Source organism: Streptomyces sp. NPDC014734 (genome assembly GCF_043083325.1).
Taxonomy (GTDB): domain Bacteria; phylum Actinomycetota; class Actinomycetes; order Streptomycetales; family Streptomycetaceae; genus Streptomyces.
Genome location: NZ_JBIBYN010000022.1, coordinates 130,950 through 152,170, shown reverse-complemented (window position 1 = coordinate 152,170; position 21,221 = coordinate 130,950). Strand labels below are relative to the sequence as shown.

General features: G+C 70.4%; 14 protein-coding genes and 1 pseudogene. 3 read left to right on the top strand and 12 right to left on the bottom strand.

Annotation, left to right across the window (positions count from 1 at the left end; all coding sequences use genetic code 11):
• The 4 genes and pseudogenes from ACF1CT_RS29315 to ACF1CT_RS29300 all read right to left on the bottom strand — a co-directional run.
• Positions 1 to 3,916: pseudogene (locus ACF1CT_RS29315) on the bottom strand (beta-ketoacyl synthase N-terminal-like domain-containing protein); the annotation flags it as partial.
• A gap of 340 nt (positions 3,917 to 4,256) precedes the next feature.
• A complete protein-coding gene (locus tag ACF1CT_RS29310; RefSeq protein WP_391786984.1) occupies positions 4,257 to 5,810 on the bottom strand; it encodes a PH domain-containing protein in 1,554 nt (517 codons plus the stop codon).
• A complete protein-coding gene (locus ACF1CT_RS29305) occupies positions 5,807 to 6,298 on the bottom strand; it encodes a PH domain-containing protein (protein ID WP_376241938.1) in 492 nt (163 codons plus the stop codon). The genes ACF1CT_RS29310 and ACF1CT_RS29305 overlap by 4 nt, the downstream gene beginning before the upstream one ends.
• A 130-nt stretch (positions 6,299 to 6,428) precedes the next feature.
• Positions 6,429 to 6,995 (bottom strand): hypothetical protein, encoded by a 567-nt coding sequence (locus ACF1CT_RS29300; RefSeq protein ID WP_391786983.1) that lies wholly within the window; start codon positions 6,993 to 6,995, stop codon positions 6,429 to 6,431.
• A 164-nt stretch (positions 6,996 to 7,159) separates the two neighbouring features.
• Here ACF1CT_RS29300 and ACF1CT_RS29295 point away from each other — a divergent pair, with 164 nt between their 5' ends.
• Together ACF1CT_RS29295 and ACF1CT_RS29290 are read left to right on the top strand one after the other, a co-directional pair.
• Complete coding sequence (locus ACF1CT_RS29295; protein WP_391786982.1) at positions 7,160 to 8,425, top strand: sensor histidine kinase; 1,266 nt, start codon at positions 7,160 to 7,162, stop codon at positions 8,423 to 8,425.
• Positions 8,418 to 9,050 carry a response regulator gene (locus ACF1CT_RS29290; RefSeq protein WP_391786981.1) on the top strand — a complete coding sequence of 211 codons (633 nt, stop codon included), beginning with the start codon at positions 8,418 to 8,420 and terminating at the stop codon, positions 9,048 to 9,050. Before ACF1CT_RS29295 ends, ACF1CT_RS29290 begins: the two co-directional genes overlap by 8 nt.
• A gap of 188 nt (positions 9,051 to 9,238) precedes the next feature.
• On the opposite strand, the gene ACF1CT_RS29285 is transcribed toward ACF1CT_RS29290, so the two are convergent.
• The 5 genes from ACF1CT_RS29285 to ACF1CT_RS29265 form a co-directional block, all read right to left on the bottom strand.
• The gene (locus ACF1CT_RS29285; protein WP_391786980.1) at positions 9,239 to 12,067 is read right to left on the bottom strand and encodes an AAA family ATPase; all 2,829 of its coding nucleotides are present in this window, start codon (positions 12,065 to 12,067) and stop codon (positions 9,239 to 9,241) included.
• 90 nt (positions 12,068 to 12,157) lie between these two features.
• Complete coding sequence (locus ACF1CT_RS29280; RefSeq protein ID WP_391786979.1) at positions 12,158 to 12,925, bottom strand: thioesterase II family protein; 768 nt, start codon at positions 12,923 to 12,925, stop codon at positions 12,158 to 12,160.
• Between the two features lie 299 nt (positions 12,926 to 13,224).
• The gene (locus tag ACF1CT_RS29275) at positions 13,225 to 13,740 is read right to left on the bottom strand and encodes a cytochrome P450 (protein ID WP_391786978.1); all 516 of its coding nucleotides are present in this window, start codon (positions 13,738 to 13,740) and stop codon (positions 13,225 to 13,227) included.
• A gap of 361 nt (positions 13,741 to 14,101) precedes the next feature.
• Positions 14,102 to 14,749, bottom strand: a complete 648-nt coding sequence (locus tag ACF1CT_RS29270) for a peroxiredoxin-like family protein (RefSeq protein WP_391786977.1) — start codon at positions 14,747 to 14,749, stop codon at positions 14,102 to 14,104.
• 115 nt (positions 14,750 to 14,864) lie between these two features.
• Positions 14,865 to 15,011 (bottom strand): hypothetical protein, encoded by a 147-nt coding sequence (locus ACF1CT_RS29265; RefSeq protein WP_391786976.1) that lies wholly within the window; start codon positions 15,009 to 15,011, stop codon positions 14,865 to 14,867.
• Positions 15,012 to 15,170: 159 nt separating this feature from the next.
• Here ACF1CT_RS29265 and ACF1CT_RS29260 point away from each other — a divergent pair, with 159 nt between their 5' ends.
• Positions 15,171 to 15,767 carry a TetR/AcrR family transcriptional regulator gene (locus ACF1CT_RS29260; RefSeq protein WP_391786975.1) on the top strand — a complete coding sequence of 199 codons (597 nt, stop codon included), beginning with the start codon at positions 15,171 to 15,173 and terminating at the stop codon, positions 15,765 to 15,767.
• A gap of 63 nt (positions 15,768 to 15,830) precedes the next feature.
• Here ACF1CT_RS29260 and ACF1CT_RS29255 read toward each other — a convergent pair whose 3' ends face one another.
• Genes ACF1CT_RS29255 through ACF1CT_RS29245 form a run of 3 tightly spaced genes read right to left on the bottom strand, consistent with a single transcriptional unit; the run spans position 15,831 to position 20,943 of the window.
• Positions 15,831 to 17,186 (bottom strand): cation:proton antiporter, encoded by a 1,356-nt coding sequence (locus ACF1CT_RS29255; protein ID WP_391786974.1) that lies wholly within the window; start codon positions 17,184 to 17,186, stop codon positions 15,831 to 15,833.
• Between the two features lie 17 nt (positions 17,187 to 17,203).
• Positions 17,204 to 18,865: a histidine phosphatase family protein gene (locus ACF1CT_RS29250; RefSeq protein WP_391786973.1), complete on the bottom strand. Its 1,662-nt coding sequence runs from the start codon at positions 18,863 to 18,865 to the stop codon at positions 17,204 to 17,206.
• Complete coding sequence (locus ACF1CT_RS29245) at positions 18,865 to 20,943, bottom strand: FAD/NAD(P)-binding protein (RefSeq protein WP_391786988.1); 2,079 nt, start codon at positions 20,941 to 20,943, stop codon at positions 18,865 to 18,867. The genes ACF1CT_RS29250 and ACF1CT_RS29245 overlap by 1 nt, the downstream gene beginning before the upstream one ends.
• Between the last annotated feature and the right edge of the window lie 278 nt (positions 20,944 to 21,221).

Below are 21,221 nucleotides of genomic sequence, written 5' to 3'. Positions count from 1 at the left end.
ACCCAGCAGACCCAGCAGACCCAGCACCCGCACGAATCAAACGACGACCGAACACACCCGAAGAACGAACCGCCACCTGATCCTCAACACCACCACCAGCCAACACACCACCCAACCGCACAGCACCCCGACCATCCAACACCTCCGGCAAATCAACCAAACCACCCCACCGCTCCGGAAACTCCAACGCCGCAACCCGACCCAAACCCCACACCAACGCCTGCCCCGGATCCACCACACCATCAAAACGACCCACCGACACCGCACCACGCGTCAACACCCACAACGGCGCCACCACACCCACATCACCCAACCCCTGCAACAAACCAACCAACCCCACCACACCCGAAACACCAGACACACCAGACACACCAGACACACCCACACCCTCAACACCCTCAACACCCTCAACACCCAACAACGAGACCACACCCGACACCGCACCCACATCCACACCCACAGCACCCAACCGCTCCACCACACCCACACGATCAACCCCCACCCCCACCTCAACCAACTCCACCCGCGCACCACACCCCGACAAAGCCCCCACCACATCCCCGACCCAACCACCCACACCCGACGAAACCACACCCGACGAAACAACGCCCGCCGGAACCACAACCAACCACACACCACCCAACAAACCAGAACCCACAGAACCACCACTCAACGGCTTCCACACCGCCCGATAACGCCACCCATCAACCACCACACGCTCAGCACGCTGCCGCCGCCACAACGACAACGCCGGCAACACATCACCCAACGACAACCCAGGATCAACATCCAACTCAGCAGCCAACCCCACCACATCACCACGCTCAACCACCTCCCAGAACCGCTCGTCGGCCGGGTCGGCAACGGTGGTGGCGGCGACGGAGCCCTGCCCGGAGCCGGACGGGGTGGCCATCCAGTAGGGCTGTCGCTGGAAGGCGTAGGTGGGCAGGTCGACGCGGCGGGCACCGGTGCCGGCGTACACGGCGCTCCAGTCGGCCTTCTTCCCGCGGACATGGGCACGCGCGACGGCCAGCGTCACGGTCTCGGCCTCCGGTCGGCCGCCGCGCAGCGCGGGGACGAACACCGCGTCCCGGTCCTCCGGCAGGCAGTCCTGGGCCATCGCCGTGAGTACGGCGTCGGGGCCGATCTCGACGAAGGTGGAGACGCCCTTCTCCGCGAGGGTGTGCATTCCGTCCAGGAAGCGCACCGCGTCCCGCACGTGCCGCACCCAGTACTCGGGCGAGCACAGCTCCTCGGCGGTGGCGGGGCGGCCGGTGACGAGGGAGACGACGGGGATACGCGGCGGGGAGTACTTCAGCACCTGGGCGACGCGCCGGAATTCGGTGAGCATGCCGTCCATCAGCGGGGAATGGAAGGCATGGCTCACGGTGAGCCGCTTGGTCTTGCGGCCCCGGGCGCGGAAGGCGTCGGCGATCCCGGTGACGGCGTTCTCGTCGCCGGAGACGACGACGGAGGCGGGTCCGTTGACGGCGGCGATGCCGACGCGGTCGTTCAGCAGCGGCAGCACCTCCTCCTCGGACGCCTGCAGGGCCACCATGGCCCCACCGGCGGGCAGTTCCCGCATCAGCCGGCCCCGGGCGGCGACCAGCGCGCAGGCGTCGTCCAGCGAGAGGACACCCGCCACGTGGGCGGCGGCGAGTTCACCGATGGAGTGACCGGCGAGCAGGTCGGGGCGCAGTCCCCAGGTCTCCACCAGGCGGTAGAGGGCGACCTCGACCGCGAACAGTGCGGGCTGGGTGTAGTCGGTGCGGTCGAGCAGGGCGGCCCGTGGAGAGTCCGGTTCGGCGAAGAGGACGTCCAGCAGGGGCAGTTCCAGCTGCTCGTCGAGGTACCAGGCGGCGTCGTCCAGCGCGTCGGCGAAAGCCGGGTACGTCGCGTACAGCTCGCGTCCCATGCCCAGACGCTGACTGCCCTGGCCGGTGAAAAGGAACGCGGATTTGCCGGTGGCGGGTCGGCCCTCGACCACGGCCGGGGACGGCGCACCGTCGGCCAGGGCGCGCAGTGCGTCGCGGAAGCCCGAACGGTCGTCGGCGACGAGCACGGCGCGGTGTTCGAAGCCGGCGCGGGTGGTGGCCAGCGAGTGGCCGACGTCGGTGAGGGCGAGGTCCGGGTCGGTCTCCAGGTGCTCCCGCAGCCGTTCGGCCTGCTCGCGCAGTGCGGACCCGGTCTTGGCGGAGAGGACCCAGGGAAGGACGGCGGGAGCCTGCCCGGTGGGTCGCGCCCCGGTTCCGGCGGCGGGCGGCTGCTCCTCCGTCCCGTCGGACCCCTCCGACGCGTCGGCCGTCGGCGGCTGCTCGATGATGGCGTGGGCGTTGGTGCCGCTCATGCCGAACGAGGAGATGCCTGCCCGGAGCACGCGTTCCTCGGCGCGCGGCCAGTCGCGGGCCTCGGTCAGCAGTTGGATGTCGCCCGCCGACCAGTCGACGTGCGGGGTGGGCGCGTCCACGTGCAGGGTCTTGGGCAATGTCTCGTGCCGCATCGCCATGACCATCTTGATGATGCCGCCGACACCGGCCGCGGACTGGGTGTGGCCGAGGTTGGACTTCAGCGAGCCCAGCCACAGCGGACGGCCCTCGGGGCGGTCTTGGCCGTAGGTGGCCAGCAGTGCCTGCGCCTCGATCGGGTCGCCCAGCGTCGTCCCCGTGCCGTGCGCCTCGACGGCGTCCACGTCCGACGTGGTCAGTCCGGCGTTGGCCAGTGCCTGCCGGATGACGCGCTGCTGGGCGGGGCCGCTGGGGGCGGTGAGGCCGTTGCTGGCGCCGTCCTGGTTGATCGCGGTTCCGCGGACGACCGCGAGTACCCGGTGACCGCGCTCGCGCGCGTCGCGGAGGCGTTCCACGAGCAGCATGCCGACGCCCTCGCCCCAGGCCGTTCCGTCGGCGGCGGCGGCGAACGGCTTGCAGCGGCCGTCGGGCGCCAGGCCGCGCTGGCGGCTGAAGGCGATGAACGAGCCGGGGTTGGCCATGACGGCGACGCCGCCGGCCAGGGCCAGCGAGCATTCCCCGGCTCGCAGTGCCTGTACCGCGAGGTGCAGCGCCACCAGGGAGGAGGAGCACGCGGTGTCGATGGTGACGGTGGGGCCCTCGAAGCCGAAGGTGTAGGCGATTCGGCCGGAGGCGACACTGGCGGCGTTGCCGGTCACCAGATAGCCCTCGAAGCCCTCCTCGGCCTCGTGCAGGCGCGGGCCGTAGTCCTGCTGTTCGGCGCCGACGAACACGCCGGTGTGGCCCCCGCGGAGGGTGGTGGGGTCGATGCCGGCCCGTTCGAACGCCTCCCAGGACGTCTCCAGCAGCAGCCGCTGCTGCGGGTCCATGGCCAGCGCCTCGCGCGGCGAAATGCCGAAGAATGCCGGATCGAACCGATCGGCGTCGTGGAGGAATCCGCCTTCGCGGGTGTAGCTGCTGCCGGACCGTTCCGGATCGGGGTCGTAAAGGGTGGTGAGGTCCCAGCCGCGGCCCGTCGGGAATTCGGATATGACGTCGCGGCCTTCGGCGACGATTTCCCAGAGTTCTTCCGGGGATTGCACGTCGCCGGGAAAGCGGCAGCTCATTCCGACGATGGCGATGGGCTCGCCGTCGGCGAAGGCCGCCCTGGCGGTGGCCTCGGCGCTGTCGGGGCCGTCGCCGAGCCCCAGCTCGGCCAGGACGTGGCGGGCCAGTTGGGCGGGGGTGGGGTGGTCGAAGGCGAGCGTGACGGGCAGCCGGAGCCCGGTGGCGGCGGTGAGACGGCTGTGCAGGTCGACCGCGGCGATCGAGTCGAAGCCCAGGTCCTGGAAGGGACGGTGCGGGTCGAGCAGGTCGGGGGCGTTGTCCCGAAGGGCGGCGGTGATCAGGTCGCCGACCAGTTCCAGGGCGGTTTCGACGCGCTCGGCCTCCGGCAGGTCCGCGAGTAGCCCCTGCCACGACACCGTGTGGGGAACCTCGTCCCGCTTTTCGGTGTTCTCGGGCGTGAAATCCTCGGACTCACTCATCATCGCGCGCCCCATAACCTGCAGAAATAAACCAAGACCGTGGACCAGCCTTGCACAGGGCAGGCCCCCCAGAAACCCCTTCAAACCCCCTATGGACCCCTACTTTTTCCTGGAGTCCCTTATTCGTGGGGCGGCTTCGGAGAGCGGCGCGTAATTCACCAGAGTGCACGAGAATTCCGGCACAGGCAAGCAATTCAGAGGTGGAGGGGCGGCCTTTCGGCCGTCCCTCCACCTCTCGGGGGATCGCCAGTTGGTCTGAGGTCGGTCAGCCGCGGCGGGCGGACCGGGGTGCGCGTTCCAGGAAGGGCAGGAGGAGCTGCGGCACCGCTTGCTCGGCGAGGGCGATGCCCTGGCCGGTGGAGACGTCACGGACCTTGTAGACGCCCTCTCCGGCCGCCGTGGCGGCACCGAGGGTGAACAGTCCGGCGCGCCGCTGGAAGGGTGTCCGGGTGATGCGCCAGCCGATGATCCCGTCCCGCTGGAGGGCGACGGTGCGGTGGGCGAACGTTCCCGCGCTGGCCACGAGATAACCGCCCCGGATGCCGTGGCCGAGGGTCCGGTAGGCGTTGAACGCGAAGACCGACAGGACCGGGACCAGGACCGCTGCGGTGATCCAGCCGACGGTCACCAGTCCGCGGCCGAGCCACAGGCCGAGACCGAAGGGCACGGCGCCGATCAGCACCGACCAGATCACCGCCCGGTTGACGCGGCGGCGCAGGGCGGCCCGGGGGTGGCGGGTCAGCCCGTCCCGGACGGTCAGGGAGGGGTGCTCGTCCAGCACCGCGGCCGCCACCCGGCGGGCCTCGTCGCGGGGCACGGGCGGGGTCAGGACGCTCCGCCTCCGGTTGTCCTCGCGGTTGCCCAGGCCGCTGGCGACGGCGTTGAGCTTCGCCGCTCCGGCCCAGCGCAGCGGGATCGGCTCGACAAGTTCCACGCCGCGCAGCCGCCGCTTCTCGATGCTGACGGAGCGGGTGACGAACAGTCCACGGCGGACGCGGAACATTCCGCCTTCCTCGCGGGCCAGTTGGTAGCCGGACCAGCTCTCGATGAAGGTGGCGGTGGAGCCGATGATCCCGAGGACGACCACGACGGCCAGGACGACGAGGATCCCGTACCACAGCGGGACCGAGCCGAAACGGTCCTGGAGGTCCTTGACGACCCCGAGCTCCAGCGGGTCCACCTTCAGCTCGCGCAGGGTGCGGTAGACGCTGGCCACGGCGATGAAGACACCGCCGACGCCCCAGACGCTCAGCGGGCCGTACTTCAGCCACGACCAGTCCAGTTCGCTGATCGGCCCGTCGTCCACGGCGACGGTGGCCAGGCCGCGCCGGGCGTCCCGGCGCTCGATCAGTTGCCGGCGCAGCTCGGCGGCGTCCGCCTTGCCGATGCCGTCCAGCGCCAGTCGCTGGCCCGCGGAGACGCCCTGTTCGCCGGTGCCGATGGTGAGCTTGGTGAGTCCGAAGATCCGGTGCAGCGGGTTGGCGGTCAGGTCGACGCTGCGGATGCGGTCGACCGGGATCGAGCGACGGCTGCGGAACAGGAGGCCGGACTGGAGTTCCACAAGGTCGTCGGTGACCCGGTACCGGGTGGTGAACAGCCGCATCAGGCTGATGCCGCTGATGACCAGGAGGGTGAGGAAGAGGGAAGCGAGGGTGATCAGTACCTGAAGGTTGGTCTTCCTGGTGATCAGGACGGTCACCAGGAACATAGCGACCGGTGCGGCCAGGACGGCGAGATTGACCGGGATCAGCCGGGAGTCGAGCCGTCCCCACTGCGGTGCCGCGTGTGCCGCCCGCCGCACGGTGTTCGGGGCGCTCATGTCGCGTCCTCTGCGGTGGCCTGGGTGAACCGGGTCAGATGCTCGACCAGTTCCTCGGCGACCTTGTGTTCGATGCCCTTGATCTTCACGGCTCCGGAGGCGGAGGCGGTGGTCACGGTGACACCGGAGAGACCGAACATCTGCTGGACCGGGCCACGCAGGGTGTCCACCGTCTGCACCCGGGACAGCGGCACCACGCGCCACTGCTGCCACAGCCAGCCGGAGGCCGCGTAGACCGCCTCGTCGGTGACCTCCCACCGGTGCACCCGGTAGCGCCAGGTCGGCATCACGGCCGTGTAGATCAGGCCGGGCAGCAGCGAGATCAGTGTCGCCCACATGAAGAATTCCCGGGTGGGGGGAATGGAGGCCCACAGGATTCCGAACGTGAGCGGAAGAGGTACGGCGAGCAGCGCCGACTGCACGGTCCACCAGCCGATCGCGCGGCTCCCCACCCGGTGCCGGGGCGGCCGGAGCCTCACATCTTCCATGCTGTCCACTGCTGCTTCACCCAAGTTCTTGCGTCAAGGCGGATCGCCGAGCTGATGAGCTGTCATGTTGTTCTGATCATGGGGTGTTGAGGAAGCCGAACACGTCGGCCGCCTCAGCACCCCACAGTATTCAGAGTGCCGCGCCGCTGCCGCTCCGGGACTCCGCGGCCGGGTTCTGCGCCGCCTCGGCGGCACGCACCTTGCGCATCTTGGTCAGCAGGACGGCGGTCCGGGTCAGGACCATGGCCAGGGACATGAAGACGAAGGCGTTGGCGTAGGTGTCCGGACCGCTGATCTTGTAGTCGATGGAGAAGCGGATCAGGTCCTCGGTGAACCAGTGCTCGGCACCGTAGGCGAAGATCACGCGGCCACTGGAGAGTACAACCCACACCAGCGCGTAGCCGATCCCCCCGATGGTGTAGATCTGACCGGACTCGTGACGGTAGGCGGGCAGCAGCGCCCCGGCGATCAGACCGGCGATCACACCGATCCCCACACCGACGAACTGGAACGACACGTCGTTCCCGAGGGTGGGGAACGAGTGCACGAAGATGGCGATGACGACAGCGACGGCGAGCACCGAGCGCACCATGCGCATGGTGGTGATCTGGCGGTGTCCGATGTCCGTGGCCAGAATAATGATCAGAATCGTTCCGCTGGCGATGAGAGCGGTGACGAACTGGCTCAACTGGTCCATGTGCGAGGTCTCCTGCGGCGGATCGGTTCTTGACTTCGGCGCACCGCTCGGGCGGTGTCCTGGGTACCCACGCTAGGCCCGCGGCACCGGTCGCGGAGACGACTGAACGGTGGGTTCCGGCTGTCCACCGGACGGTGGACACGGTGGACACACGTGGTAGGACTATGGGCGTGCGCACTCATTCTCGACGTGGTGTTCCACGGGCTCGGCAGCACCATGCGTCGCAGGACGGCGCGTACTACGGCCCCGAGTCCGGAACCCGCTGGTTCGGTCTGTGGGACGGCTTCTTCGCGCTCTCCTACTTCGTCACGGCCACTCTGCTGATCGGCTCCGGCACCCATGCCGTGGCCATCGGCGCCCTTACCCTGATCGTGCCCTGGTACGCGGGATTCGGCCGGCCCCTGATGATCCGCGACGACGCCGTCGGACCCCGGAACCTGGTCTTCGCGAGTGTCCTGTTGGTGCTGTTGGCCGTGGTGACGTCGTTCACCCTGTCCGGTGCCTTCGCGATGTTCGCGGTCGTTCCCATGCTCATCATGAGTCTGCCGATGCGGCAGGCGGTCGTGGTGGTCGTGATGGCCAATCTCTGGCCGGTGCTGGTGGTGTGGGTACGCGAGGAGGACCTGGGCCTCGGGGTGATCCAGGTGCTGCCCTTCTCGTTGCTGAGCGTCGGGCTGTCCACCCTCCTCGGGATGTGGATCAAACGGGTGGTGCGCCAGAGCAAGGCGCGCGGTGGTCTGATCGAGGAGCTCCGGCGCAGCCGCGAGCGGGTGGCCAGGCTCTCCCACGAGGCCGGGATCTCCGCCGAGCGGGAACGGCTGGCGAGGGAGATCCACGACACGATCGCGCAGGGCCTCACCAGCATCATCGGCCTGGTCCAGACGGTCGATTCGGAGCTGGAGCACGATCCCCAACGGGCTCGCGCCCATCTGGCGCTGGCCGGCCGGGTGGCCAAGGAGTCGCTCGCCGAGGCGCGTGACTTCGTCACCGCCCTCACCCCGCCCTCGCTGCGCGGCAGTTCGCTGGTGCAGGCGGTGCGCAGACAGGCGGACGGGCTGATGGCGGAGACCGGCCTGGATGTGCGCTGCACCGTCGAGGGCACGGAGAAGCCGTTGCCCATGACGGTCAATGTCGTCCTGTTGCGCTCGGTGCAGGAGGCCATCGCCAATGTGCGCAAGCACGCAGGCCGGGCCCGGGCGGTCGAGGTGACCGTCGCCTTCGAGGAGGACACCGTCCGTCTCGTCGTCCGCGACGACGGTCAGGGCTTCACCCCCGACGGGGAACAGGACGGATACGGCCTGCGCGGCATGCAGGCGAGGGCCGCGGAGATCAACGGCTCGGCCACCGTCAGCAGCAGCCCCGGCCGGGGCACCACGATCGAAGTGACTGCCCCGCTCGGCGCGGTCGGCCAGGAGGCGTTCAGTGGCTGAGACGGCGACGATCAGGGTGCTGCTCGCCGACGACCATCCGGTGGTGCGCGAGGGGCTGAGCGCCATGCTGGAGTCCGCCGAGGGCATCAGTGTCGTCGGCCAGGCCGGGTCCGGCGAGGAGGCGGTCGTCCGGGCCGTCGACCTCCGCCCCGACATCGCCCTGCTGGACCTGCGCATGGGTGCCATGGACGGTGTCGCCGCCACCGGCCAGATCCTGCGCCTCTGCCCCGGTACCAGGGTCGTCATCGTCACCACCTACGAGGATGACGCCGACATCCTTCGCGCGGTCGAGGCCGGCGCCTCCGGCTATCTGCTCAAGGGCAGTTCGCGGCAGGAGCTCGTCGACGCGGTACGCAACGCCGCCCGCGGCGAGACGGTCCTGACCCCGTCGCTGGCGGGCAAGCTCTTCCGGCCGCGTGTCGTCGAGCCCTCCCCGCTCTCCGGCCGGGAACGCGAGGTCCTCGGCCTCGTCAGCCTGGGCCTGACCAACGCCGAGATCGGCTCCCGCCTCTTCATCGGCGAGGCCACGGTCAAGACCCATCTGCTGCGCTCGTTCAAGAAGTTGGGCGTATCCGACCGCACGGCGGCGGTGATGACGGCGATGGAGCGCGGCCTGCTGTCCTGAGAGCCTGTCGGTGTGACCGCCGGCAGGCTCCGAGGCGCGTCTTCGACCGGGGCCCGGTTCCGGCCGCCCGGACGGGCGCTCGAAGAGGGCTCCGCGGCCTTCTTCGAACCCCCGCCGAAGCTGAACGCGGAACGGGGAAACGGAGGACGAGGGAACGGGGAATCCGGCACTCCGCCGCGGGACGGGCCTCAGGCGATCCCGGTGAGGCTGCTGTCCGCGAGCTTCGCGGGCAGGTCCCGACGCCGCTTCACCTTCAACTTCCGGTAGATCCTGGTGAGATGCTGCTCCACCGTGCTCACGGTGACATACAGCTTGGACGCGATCTCCCGGTTGGTGTTGCCGTGCGCGGCCAGGAGGGCGACGCGTGCCTCCGCCTCCGTGAGCGCGTCGACCTCCGGCTGAGCGGCGTCACCGGCCGCCTGCGCGGCCGGGGCTGCTGTCTCCGCCCCTTCCCCGTGGCTGGGGATGAGCTGGCGGCACAGGGGCTCCGCCCCGCACGCCTTGGCGACGTGCCACGCCTTGCGCACCAGCACCCGTGCCCGGTTGAAGTCGCCCAACGCACGGTAACCACGTCCGAGTTCGCCGAGCGCGTGCGCGAGCCGGAGTCGGTTGTCGCCGTTCTCCAGAATCTCGACGGCCTCCTTGAGGCGGGGAAGGCGGCGCCTGAGGTCGTCGCCCCGGGCCAGGATCAGCAGCAGCGCGCCGCGCAGTCCCCGGTTCCCCGGGCTGCGTCGCATCTGTTCCTCGGCGAGCGCGTAGGCCCGCTCGGTCTCGTCCAGGGCCAGCCAGGTCTCGGCGGCGTCCATCCGCCACGGAACCAGATGCGGGGTGTCCACCCGCCAGGCGGTCATCAGGTCGCCGCAGGCGTCGAAGTCCCCCAGGGCGGCGTGGTACCGGCCGGTCGCCAGGTGGTAGCGGCCGCGGGCTCGTAGGTAGTGCAGCCCCAGCAGGGTCTGGAACAGCCCGTCGGGAACCGGGTGTTCCAGCAGCATCATGGCCTCGTCGTAGCGGCCCATGCCGGTTTCGGCCTCGATCAGGGTGGCCAGTGGCAGGCTGATGGCGACGCCCCAGCCCGCCGGGGATATTCGGGAGAGCGCGGTCCGTGCCTGGTGCGCCGCGACCGTCAGGTCGCCCTGCCGCAGCGCGATCTCGGCCCGTACCGCGGACAGCACCGCCTGCCAGGTGGGAACCTGCCGGCTCGCACACTCGCCCAACAGTCGTTCGCACCAGGTCTGGGCGAGATCGATCCGTTCGGCGTAGACGAGGGCCATCAGGGCGAACGCCAGCGGCTGCAGGGCGTTGTCCGACAGGTGGTAGCGCTGGAGTACGCGTTCGGCCTCGAACACCGCGCGATGGGTCTGGCCCGAGCCGAGGGCGGCGGTCAGGGCCGCGGCGGACTGCGCGTACGCCTCGCCCGCCAGGTCGCGCGGGCCGGTGGCCGTCGCCCGGTCCACGGCGCCGAGGGTGGGGACGCGGTTGCGCAGCGGGGGGCTGACCGCGGTCAGCCACTGTGCGGTGGCGGCCAGGGCCGCGCCCCACGCGTCCTCACCCGCGGTCCCGCCCGGCCTGCCAGAAGCGGTCCTCCCGTCGGCGGACAGCCGGGCGACGGCGTCCGCCGCCTGCTCCAGCCGTCCGGACCAGAGGAGGTAGGAGACGGACAGCGCCAGATCCCGCGAGGCGACGCGTCCGGCCTCCAACTCGTCGGCGAGCTGCGGCAGATGCGTCTCGGCCGATACGGGGCCCAGCCGCCAGGCGACACTGACCAACCGCGTCTTCAGGGCCGCCCGCGCGGGTCCGTCCTGGCTTGCGGAGTGGGCGAGTTCCAGGCAGCGCAGGGCGAATTCCAGTTCCTCCTCCACGAGGGCGTACTCGGCCGCCTCGCGCAGTACGGGTACGGCCCACCGCTCGGCGTCCCACCGGGCGGCGACCAGGTGCCGGGCGACTTCGAGCACGGCGGCGCCGTCGCTGTGGAGCAGTTGGGCGGCCCGCCGGTGCAGTGCGGCGAGGGTGGTGGCGGGGGCGGCGGCGAGCACGGCGGTGCGCGCGGCGGGAGCGCGGAAGGTCCCGCCCTCCAGCAGCGCGCTCTGGTGCAGGTCCTGCACCCCCTGTTCGACGGCGCCGGCGTTCAGGCCGAGCAGTTCGCTCAGCAGCACCGGGCAGTTCGCGTCGCCGAGGACCGCGATGCCCTGGGCGATGGTCAGCGCGTCGGGGACGCCGCGGTGCAGGCAGCCGAGCACGGCCTGGGCGTACGCCTCACCCGGGACGGGACGTTGCAGGGACTCGCCGTGCTCCCCGTCGGCCCGCCAGTCGTCCATGAGGGCGCGCAGCAGCAGCGGGTTCCCGCCGGTGAGCCGGTGGCACTCGGGGGCCAGCCGGGTGGCGACGGGGCTGGAGACCCAGGCGCCGAGTACGCGTGCGACGCCCGACTCGGTGAGCATGTGGAGCCGCAGTCGGCCGCAGTTGGGCTGGCGGAGCAACTCGGCGTGGAACATGAGCTGTTCCTGCCGCAGCCGGGTGGACTCGGTGAGTACCACCAGCACCTTGGCCTGGCGTACCCGGCGGGCCAGGTGGAGCAGGAACTGAAGGGAGTGCCTGTCGCCCCAGTGCACGTCGTCGACCGTGATGACGAGCGGGCGCCCCTCGGCCAGTTGCAGGAGGACCGAGGAGACGCGCGACATGGTGCGCAGCCGGGTGGGGGCGTCGCTCTCCTCGTCGGTGTCCACGCCGTCCAGCAGCGCGATCGCCTCGGTGCGGGCCCGGGGCGACATGGTGGCGTTGTCGAACACCTTCTTCAGCAGCCCGAAGGGCAGCTCGCGCTCCGACCGGGATCCGGCGGTCTCCAGCAGCAGCACGTCGCCGGCCAGGGCGCGTTCGGCGAACCTGTCGAGCAGGTCGGTCTTTCCGCTGGCGACGGCGCCGCTGATGAGTGCCAGCTGTCCCCTGCCCTGTCTCGCGCTGCACAGCATGTCGGTCAGCGTCGCGAGGTGGCTTTCACGTTCGAAAAGTTTGGCAGCCAAGGTGAGTTCGTCCCCCAGAACCCCGACCTGCGGTCCGGAATTCACACCGGACCGCAGGAATGGTGCGTCGATTGCGAATTCGTGGTCCGGTCAGGACTGCTTTCGGCCGGCCCCGGAAATGCTCTTGGAGATGATCTCGATGATCTCGTCCGCGTGGTTGGCCAGGAAGAAATGACCGCCGGGGAAAACCCTGATGTCGAATTCGGCGGTGGTGTGGGCGCGCCACGCCTCGGCCTCTTCGAGGCTGGTCCTGGGGTCGCTGTCACCGGTGAAGACCGTGATCGGGGCGCTCACCGCGGCTCCGGCCTCGGAGCGGTAGGTCTCGACGGCCGTGTAGTCGCTGCGGATCGCGGGCAGCACCATCCGCAGGATCTCCTCGTCGCCGAGGATGCGGGAGTCGGTGCCGCTCAGGAGCTGCATCTCCTTCACGATGCCGTCGTCGTCGCGGCGGTGCACGTTCTCCTCGCGGTAGCGGGACGGTGCCCGCCGACCGGACGCGAACAGGGCGATCGGGCCGGGAAGCCCGTCGCGCTCCAGACGCAGCGCCACCTCGTAGGCGAGGACGGCCCCCATGCTGTGCCCGAAGAAGGCGGTCGGCACATCGAGCCAGGGCTTCAGCTCGGCGACGATGGCGTCCGCGTAGTCGGGGATGTTGTCGATCCCCGGGTCCTGCCGACGGTCCTGGCGTCCGGGGTACTGGAGGCAGAGGACGTCAACGGCCGGGGAGAGCGCCCTGGACATCGGGAAGTAGAAGGGCGCGGAGCCCCCGGCGTGCGGCAGACACAATAGTCGGACACCACTCTCCGGAGCTGGGTGGAATCGGCGTATCCATGCGCTGTTTTCTCGGTTTTCACCCATGTACCGAAGATACTTTCCCTAAAAGTTTCGTTTACTCACATGCCTGCGGCCGGAATAAACGCGTGCACCGCCCCCAGAACAAGTCATATGTTTATCATGGTAGTTGACGTAGGGGGTACCCCTATGTTTAGACCAACACCCCCATGTGGGGTAGCGCGTAGACTTGTGTTCGATTAGACGGTGGATTTGGTTTGTTCCGGATGGCCCGGAGAAGTCCGGGCGGCCGGAGTGCGGCCACCGGACGGCGGGGCGCGCCGTCCGGTGGTTCTCCGTCGCTCGTGCTGTGGCGGGCGGCGCCGTCAGTCCGTTCGCAGGGGCAGTGCGACGAGACCGCGCACCGAGCCCGCGCGACGGCGCAGTTGCTCGGCGGGGACGGCGAGGCGCAGTCGCGGGAAGCGGCGCAGCGCGGTGGCGAGGACGATTTCGGCCTCCAGCGCGGCCGGGCGCGCACCGACGCGGCAGTGCAGGCCGTGACCGAAGCCGAGCCGGCGCGTGGTGTCCGGACGGGTGAGGTCGAAGCGGTCGGGGTCGGCCCACTGGTCGGGGTCCCGGTTGGCGGCGGCGACGCCGACGATCACGTAGGAGCCCTTGGGGATGGCCGTGCCGCCGATCTCGACGTCGTCCAGGGCGTAGCGGCTCGGTCCGGGGGTGACCGGACCGTCGTCCCGGATGGCTTCCTCGGCGGCTCGCGGCAGCAGCGACGGGTCGGCGCGCAGTACGTCGGGCTGGTCCGGGTGCTGGAGCAGGGCGAGCAGTGTGTTGCCGATGAGCTGGGCCGACGGCTCGTAGCCGCCGAAGAGCAACAGCCCCGCCATGCTGACGAGTTGGTCGTCGGTGAGCCTGCGACGGCGAGGACGGCCGTCAGCCCGGCGGGTCCCGGCGGCAGCGGCAGCACGGTGAAGGCGGCGGTCTGGCCGAGTCGGCCGCAGACTGCCAGCCGGGTGGCCGAGACCCGTTTCGGGGCGCGGCCGATGAGCAGGGTCCCGACCAGCGCACCCCCGCCGAGCGCGCCGAGCAGGAGCCCGGCGGCCGGTGGCCCGGGCGGGGCGCCCGCCGGTCCGACGCGCCCGGCGGCCCGGGGGAACGCGGATGCGGCCGGGGAACGGGCGTTGCCACGGCCGCCTCGGCGCGTCCGGCCCGCGTCGGTGACGACCGCTCCGGCGGGGGTGGTTCCGTTCAGGCGAGGGCGTCGAGCGCGGCGAGGATGTCGGCCGGTTCGGCGCGGGCGGTGTAGTCGGTGTCCACGAACGCCCAGCGGATGGTGCCGTCCCGGTCGATGACGTACGTCGCGGGCAGCGGGAGGGTGCGCGGGTGGCCGCCGTTGACGCGCTGGAGGTCGAACCCGAGCTTGTCGTAGACGGCGGCGAGGTCGTCGGGAAGGTCGAAGGCGAGGCCGTACTGCTTCGCCGCGTCCGAGCCGACGTCGCTCAGCACGTCGAACGCGAGGCCGTGCTTCTCGGTGAGGGACAGGGACTCGTCGGGGATCTGCGGCGAGACGGCCACCAGGCGGGCTCCGCGCGCGGTGATGTCCGCGTGGTGCTGCTGGAGCGAGCGCAGGGCGATGTTGCAGTAGGGGCACCACGCGCCGCGGTAGAAGGTGAGGACCACGGGACCGTCGGCGAGCAGTTCGTCGAGCGAGACGGTCCGGCCGGTCGCGGAGCCGAGGACGAACCGGGGGGCCTCGGCCCCGACCGGCAGGGCGGTGTCGGCCTGTCCCGAGGCGGCGAGTTCCTGGCCCGCCCGGTTCATGACCTCCCGCACCTCGGCGGGGATCTGCTGCTGACGGGCCTCGTAGAAGCTGCGCAGCTCGGCGTTGAGGGTCATGGGCGGGATTCCTCCAGGGGTTGTGGTGGGTCGGGACGGACAGAACTTGGAACGTTCGTTTCAAGATAGCGCCGCGCGGGACCGCGCGCCAGCCGGAGGGCGGCTGCCGCATGGTTCAGAGGGTGGTGAAGGGCCGGTGGTCGGCGAGCGCGAGGGCCCGGACGAAGGCGCCGAGCCCGAGCGTCCGACGGGCGGCGAGACGGAGGATCGAGGGGCGGTTCGACCCGTAGGCGACGGCCCACAGCTTCGGTATCCGATTCATGCGGCACAGGGTGAAGACGCACATCTGTTCGTGGGGTGATCGTGGACGAACCTGGACGGCCGCGGCCCGGGCCGGTGAACCTTCCGGGTAACGGCACTGGGCGCGGAGGCGCCACTCCGGTTATCTTGGAATTCCTATTTCAAGATGGCGGGGTGAAACATGCCGGACATCAAGCACTTCGATCCGGACGCGACCCTGGAGACGGTGGTACGGCTCTTCTGGCAACAGGGCATGGCCTCGACCGGAATCCAGGACGTGGTGAACGCCACCGGTATCAACCGCTCCAGTCTGTACTCCACCTTCGGCGACAAGCAGGCCCTGTACCGGGCGGCCCTGCGGCGCTATCTGGAGCACCGTTCGCAACCGGTCTTCCGGCGTCTGGCCGAGGACGCGAGGGGACTGCCCGCCGTCACGGATTTCTTCACCGGGCTGATCACCGCCCGCTGTTCGGGCGAGTACGCGCGCTGGGGCTGCATGGTCTCCAACGCCCACGCGGGAACCGAGAACGGCGACCCGGAGATCCGCGCCGTCCTCGACCAGCACCACCAGCAGCTGCGCGACGCCCTCCGCGCGGCCCTGGTCACGGCCGGGGAGCGGGGGCAGCTCTCCCCCGGCGTCGATCCCGCCTCCTCCGCGGACCTGCTGGCCCTCCTCGCCTACGGGGTCAACCTGCGCTCACGGGCCGGCGCCGACGCGGGCACCCTCACGGAGACGGTGAAGGCCGCCCTCGCGCCGATCGGCGCTCGGGCCGCCTGAACCTTCCCGCGGGACGGGACGCCGGGCGGACACCTGGTGTGTCCGCCCGGCGAAGGGGTCGGGTCAGACTCCCGCGGGTTCGTGCCGCGGGGGCTCCGCCACCGGGGACGAAGCGGTCTCCGGCGGGGCGGACACCATCTGCCGTTCCAGCCGGTCGGGCATCGCCCGGCGATAGAGCGGAACCGCGGCGGCCGTCGTGATGACGGCGACCAGGACGAGCATGGCGAAGACCTCGGGTGTGATCACCCCCTGGGCGAGGCCGATGTTGATGAAGATCAGGATCATCAGGCCCCGGGCGTTCATCAGGCCGCCCACGGCCCAGGACTCGCGCGAGGAGAAGCCGATCGCGCGCATCGCCGCGGCGCAGCCGACGTACTTGCCGATGAAGCCGGCCGCGAGGATGGCGAGGAAGGGCAGGACCATCGCCCAGCCGGCGATGCCGCCGAGCTCGGTGTTGAGTCCGGAGAAGGCGAAGAAGATGGGCAGGAGCAGGACGCAGACGATGTCCATCATCCGGCCGTGCAGGGCGGCGCGGAACGCGGGATTCTCGGGCATCGCGAGACCGGCGATGAAGCCGCCGAACACCGAGTAGATCCCGATGTAGTCGGTGAACAGGCCCGAGAGCAGCACGATCCCGATGACGATGTACATCTCCTCGAAACCGAAGGTGCCGGTGCGCTCGACCCGGTCGCCGAGCGGACGCAGCAGCTTCTTGACCCCGAGGAGCATGACGGCGGCGAACACCGCGGTGAGGCCGATCGTCCTGCACACGTGCCAGGCGCCGGCGCCGCTGTGCATCGCGGAGAGGACCGCGAGGAAGCACCACGCCGCGGCGTCGTCGACGGACGCGCCCAGGAGCGTCATGCGGCCGAGCGAGGAGTTCTGGAGCCGTCGCTCGTACAGGATGCGGGCGAGCATCGGGAAGGCCGTGATGGACAGGGCGCCGCCGAGGAAGAGGGCGAACTCGAAGGGGGTGACGTCCGGCCTGGAGATCCGGTCGTACAGGAGGTATCCGACACCGGCGCCGAGCAGCAGCGAGGGGACGATGCCGGAGACGGCGAGGACGGCGGCGTTGCGGGTGTCCTTGCCGCCACTGCCCGCGCGGTGGTCGAGCCCGGCACCGACGAGGAACATGAAGACGGTGAGGCCGATGGTGCTCAGGACGTACAGGATCGGCTTCACCTCGGGCGTGAAGATCGCCTTCTGGGCCGAGGGGAAGAGGGCTCCGAACAGGGTGGGGCCGAGCAGGACGCCCGCGACCATCTCGCCCAGGACCCGCGGTTGTCCGACCAGGAGGGCGAGTCTGCCGCACAGCGCGGACGCGGCGAGGATGACGACGACGGCGGGCAGCACTTCGAGCACGAGTTCGAGGTTCTTGTCGACGACGGCGGCGGCCAGTTGGTGGGTGGCGTGATGCACAGGTGCTCCTGCGGTTGTCAGGACCGTGCGGTGACGGTGGTGGGGGCGGTGCCGAGGTCCGGTCCGGCCGCGGGCCGCCGCGCGGGCGTGGGACCCAGGCCGAGGACGGCGGGCCAGCGCGTGTCGTCGGCGGCGACGACGAGGGAGCGGGCGTACCGGCTGTCGAAGAAGGACAGGACGAACATCGGCAGCAGGGTCCAGATCGCGACCTGCTCCAGGGCGGCGTTGCCGGTGAGGGCGGCGATGACGACCACCACGAAGATGTTCGGGTAGGTCATGGCGGTGTAGTCGTCCAGGGTCTGTACGTGCCCGCGGCGTTTGAAGAGCATCGCGACGAGCCGCAGTCCCACGGTGATGCCGAGCGCGGTCGGCGCGTGGGTCGTGAAGTCGGCGAGGTCGAGCTTCAGCGTGACGAGCACGATGAACGCGGTGAGCAGCAGGACGGCCGCGTAGCCGTTGCGTTCGCCGTACTTGGCGGTGCGGATCGGGAAGCGCCGCCTGAGCCGGCCGACCAGGAGGTAGGCCGCCGCGACGACGCCGGTCGAGGTGGCGGCGCTGATGGCGAGGGCCGGTGCCACCCCCTGGTGCAGCGTGGCGGCCAGGACGGCGGAGAACGAGACGGTCGCGGCCAGCGAGGAGAGCAGGACCTGCGCGAACGTCGGCATGATCATTCCGCCCAGGCAGCGGCTGACGGTCATCGCGACCACGGAGCTCGGGGTGGCGAGGAAGATCGCGGCGAAGGCCACCGTGCTGGTGTCGCCGACGTCCCACCAGCGCAGTGCGGCGGCGAGGACGAGGGGCAGCGCGAGGTAGCGCAGGGCCACGGACCGCAGGATGCCCCGGTCGGTGACGAAGGTACGCGCGTTCTCCAGTTCGATGCGGCACATGGTGATCACGCTCGCCAGGACCAGGAGCACGAGCAGGAGGTACGGCGAGGTGGCGAAGCGCAGTCCCGCGAGGTTGCCGAGCAGTCCGGCGGCGAGACCGGCGCAGAAGACGATCGGGTGGTTGACGACGATCCAGTCGTAGACCATGTTCATGGTCTCGTTCTCGTTCTTCACGTACGAGTGGACGCGGTCGCCGCGCAGCATCTCGGAGTTCGGCAGCCGCAGGTCGTACGACTCGTCGGCCGGCCGGTCGAGGACGAACCGGCAGATCAGCTCGACCACGTACTTGTGGGAGACCACGCAGACCGTCTCGCCCCGGCGCAGGGCCGGCAGCAGTTCCTCGTCGTAGAAGGCGCGGACCCGGTCCTTGAACTGTTCGGCGGTCTCCCCGCCCCGCATCGTGGGGCTGTCGGCGTTCATGGCGCGCTCGTACTCGGCGATGCCGTGGCGGCGCTGGAGGATGGACTTGCTCTCCAGGGTGTAGCTGCCGAAGTCGCGTTCCATGAGCCGGTCGTCGACGACGACCGAGGGGCCGGCCGGGCCCCGCTCGCCGAGGATGGTGCGGGCGGTGTCGTGCGCGCGGCTGAGCGGCGAGACGAAGACGCGGTCGAACTCCTGGCCGCGGTGGCGGGCGGCGACCTTCTCGGCCTGGATGCGGCCGAGCGTGGTCAGCGGCGCGTCGCGCTGTCCGGCGATGCGGTGCACGGAGTTGCAGGTGGATTCGCCGTGCCGGACCATGAAGAGCCTGCCGAGCAGCCCGCGGTCGTCCTCCTGCTGTGCGTGGTGTTCCATCAGGCATCCTTCTTCGGGGCGTGCTTGACCTGGCCGGCGTACTCGGAGTCCCACCCGGCGAGGCGGGTGATGTCGCAGAGGTTGTGCACGGCGTGCTTCTCCACGAGCGTCGTCAGGAGGGCGACGGTCCGGCGGGCCTGTTCGGCCGTGAGGCCGAACTCGCGGGCCAGGGCGGTTCCGAAGTCGGCGGTGTCGTCGGTGAGGATCGTCCGGTACTTGTCGCGCTCGGTCCGGTCCTCGGCTCCCAGGTAGTTGACGGCGTTCGGGTAGGCGGTCTCCCGGGCGTGGGCCAGCAGGCGCTCGCGGAGCCGCTCGGTGTCCGGCTCGCTCGCGCCGAGGTCCAGGTCGGCGACGATCCAGTCGCTGCTGCGGACCAGGCAGTGGTGGACCGTGTCCGGAAGGTTCATCGCTTCCCCGCTGGTCTGGCTCCCGGCCTGGCGCAGTACTTCCATGGCGGTGTCGAAGCACTGGTTGCGCAGGGTTCCGATGCTGAACACGAACGCTCCGAGGCGGCCCCGGCGGGTGGTCTCGTCGCCCTGGCGCATCGGGCCGACGGCGAAGAGGTTCCTCGCCGTCCCGCCGTCGGCGGCGACCAGCTGGCCGTGCGGGCCGACCTCGACGCCGCGGTGGGTCCTGCCCTGCGGCCGGGCGGCCCGGTGCCCGTGGATCAGGCCGTTCCACAGCGGGTGGTCCGCTCGCTCGTAGTCGGTGTTGTTGCCCAGGCAGTTGACGACGCGGTCGACGGTCACGTCCTCGCGGTCGGCGAGGACGACGCGGATCTTCGTGCCGTCCTCGACCGGCCGCATGTCCTGGATGGCGGACGGGATGACGCTGATGGTCCTCGGGGCGCCGTGGTAGCCGTGCATCCGGTCGCGGACCACACCGCCGATCTCCCGCACGGTACTGGTGCGGCTGGTGACGATCAGGCTCTTGTAGCGGTCGAGCAGCATCCGGACGTCGTCGGCGTCCATCCGGGAGATCAGCTCGATGACGTACGGCTCCCAGGCCTTCATGACGCGCTCGGCGAAGATCTCCGCGGGAGTGTCCGCGCCGTGCTCGGCGAGCAGGTGGGCGTACTCCGCCCCGACCCCCTCGACGACGGCCTCGGGAGTGAGTGTGTCGGCGTCGAGGAACGCGGGGCGGCGGGCCTGCCAGATGTCGTGCTCGTGGTCCGTCGGGTAGGTGCCGTGCAGGTGTCCGCCCCGCGAGCAGATGAGGATCTGCCCCTTGTGCCCGGCGTGCACCAGGGAGACCACGGTGTCGAAGGCGGAGAGCGCCGAGCCGGTGACGAGGACGGTCTCGTCGGCGCCGACGGCGCGGAATCGTTCCTGGACCCCGGGGGCGTAGGGGTCGCCGATGAACCGCTCGGAACCGCGGACGCGGTGGTAGAACGGCGCCTGGGAGGGGGCGAGGTGACCCGTCGCCAGGATCACCTGGTCGGAGTGGAGCTCGTGGACACCGCCCTCCTCACCGAGGTCGGCGTACTTGACGACGTAGCCGTCGTCACCGCGGCGCACGTCGATGGTCTCGCCGGACAACTCGCGCAGGGAGACCTCGGGGTGGGCGTCGGCCACGGCCGACCGCAGCCGCTCGGCGAGGTACTGGCGGAAGACGAGCCGGGGCACGACACAGGCGACGCCGAAGGCGTGATACTGCCACTTCGCCGGCCAGTCGGTGCGGTCGGCCTCCCCGTTCGCCCACTCCAGGAAGTCCTCCGGGCGCTCGCGGCGCAGGGTGATGCGGCCGGCCTGGATGTTGAGCATGTGCTCCCAGTGCGTGGACGCCCGGCCGAAGGCGAGACCGCCGTAGCGGTATCCCTCCTCGCGCTCCATCAGGCATATCTCCAGCGGCGCGGCGGCGAACTGCAGGAGGCGAATGGCGGTGAGGGTGCCGGAGAACCCGGCGCCGACGATGACGATGCGGCGGGGGGAGCCGGCGCGGCCGGCCATGGTCTTCCCCATGGCCGGCGTCGGGGCGTTGTCACGCACGGTCTTCCCCGTGCCCGGCGCCGGAGCGTTGTCGCGCGCGGTCTTCCCCATGGCCCGCGTGGGGGCGTTGTCACGCATGGCTACCTGCATTTCCACGGTCCTGTCTCCTTCGGTGCGTAAGGGCAAGGCAGGGCGGCCACGGACGGGCGAGGGCTGTGGCGCGAGCGGAGGAGGGCGCCGGCCCGGCGAGGCGGCATCAGCATCGGGAGCGGCGGCGGTGTCCCGGCCGGATCGTGGACGATCCTGGACGAGACCGCGCCACTCCTCGCGACGGCCGGAATGTGCTTGACAGGGGGGACGCTTCCCGGACTAACTTGAAACGCTCGTTCCATGTTGTTGTGTTCAGGCCAGCCGTCCTTGGGGGAGGA

Excerpts from the sequence above, each read along its gene's own strand:
- ACF1CT_RS29310 (WP_391786984.1), bottom strand. The coding sequence starts at position 5,810 with ATGAGCGCCCCGAACACCGTGCGGCGGGCGGCACACGCGGCACCGCAG.
- ACF1CT_RS29305 (WP_376241938.1), bottom strand. The coding sequence starts at position 6,298 with ATGGAAGATGTGAGGCTCCGGCCGCCCCGGCACCGGGTGGGGAGCCGC.
- ACF1CT_RS29300 (WP_391786983.1), bottom strand. The coding sequence starts at position 6,995 with ATGGACCAGTTGAGCCAGTTCGTCACCGCTCTCATCGCCAGCGGAACG.
- ACF1CT_RS29295 (WP_391786982.1), top strand. The coding sequence starts at position 7,160 with ATGGGCGTGCGCACTCATTCTCGACGTGGTGTTCCACGGGCTCGGCAG.
- ACF1CT_RS29280 (WP_391786979.1), bottom strand. The coding sequence starts at position 12,925 with ATGGGTGAAAACCGAGAAAACAGCGCATGGATACGCCGATTCCACCCA.
- ACF1CT_RS29275 (WP_391786978.1), bottom strand. The coding sequence starts at position 13,740 with ATGGCGGGGCTGTTGCTCTTCGGCGGCTACGAGCCGTCGGCCCAGCTC.
- ACF1CT_RS29270 (WP_391786977.1), bottom strand. The coding sequence starts at position 14,749 with ATGACCCTCAACGCCGAGCTGCGCAGCTTCTACGAGGCCCGTCAGCAG.
- ACF1CT_RS29265 (WP_391786976.1), bottom strand. The coding sequence starts at position 15,011 with ATGAATCGGATACCGAAGCTGTGGGCCGTCGCCTACGGGTCGAACCGC.
- ACF1CT_RS29260 (WP_391786975.1), top strand. The coding sequence starts at position 15,171 with ATGCCGGACATCAAGCACTTCGATCCGGACGCGACCCTGGAGACGGTG.
- ACF1CT_RS29250 (WP_391786973.1), bottom strand. The coding sequence starts at position 18,865 with ATGGAACACCACGCACAGCAGGAGGACGACCGCGGGCTGCTCGGCAGG.
- ACF1CT_RS29245 (WP_391786988.1), bottom strand. The coding sequence starts at position 20,943 with ATGCAGGTAGCCATGCGTGACAACGCCCCCACGCGGGCCATGGGGAAG.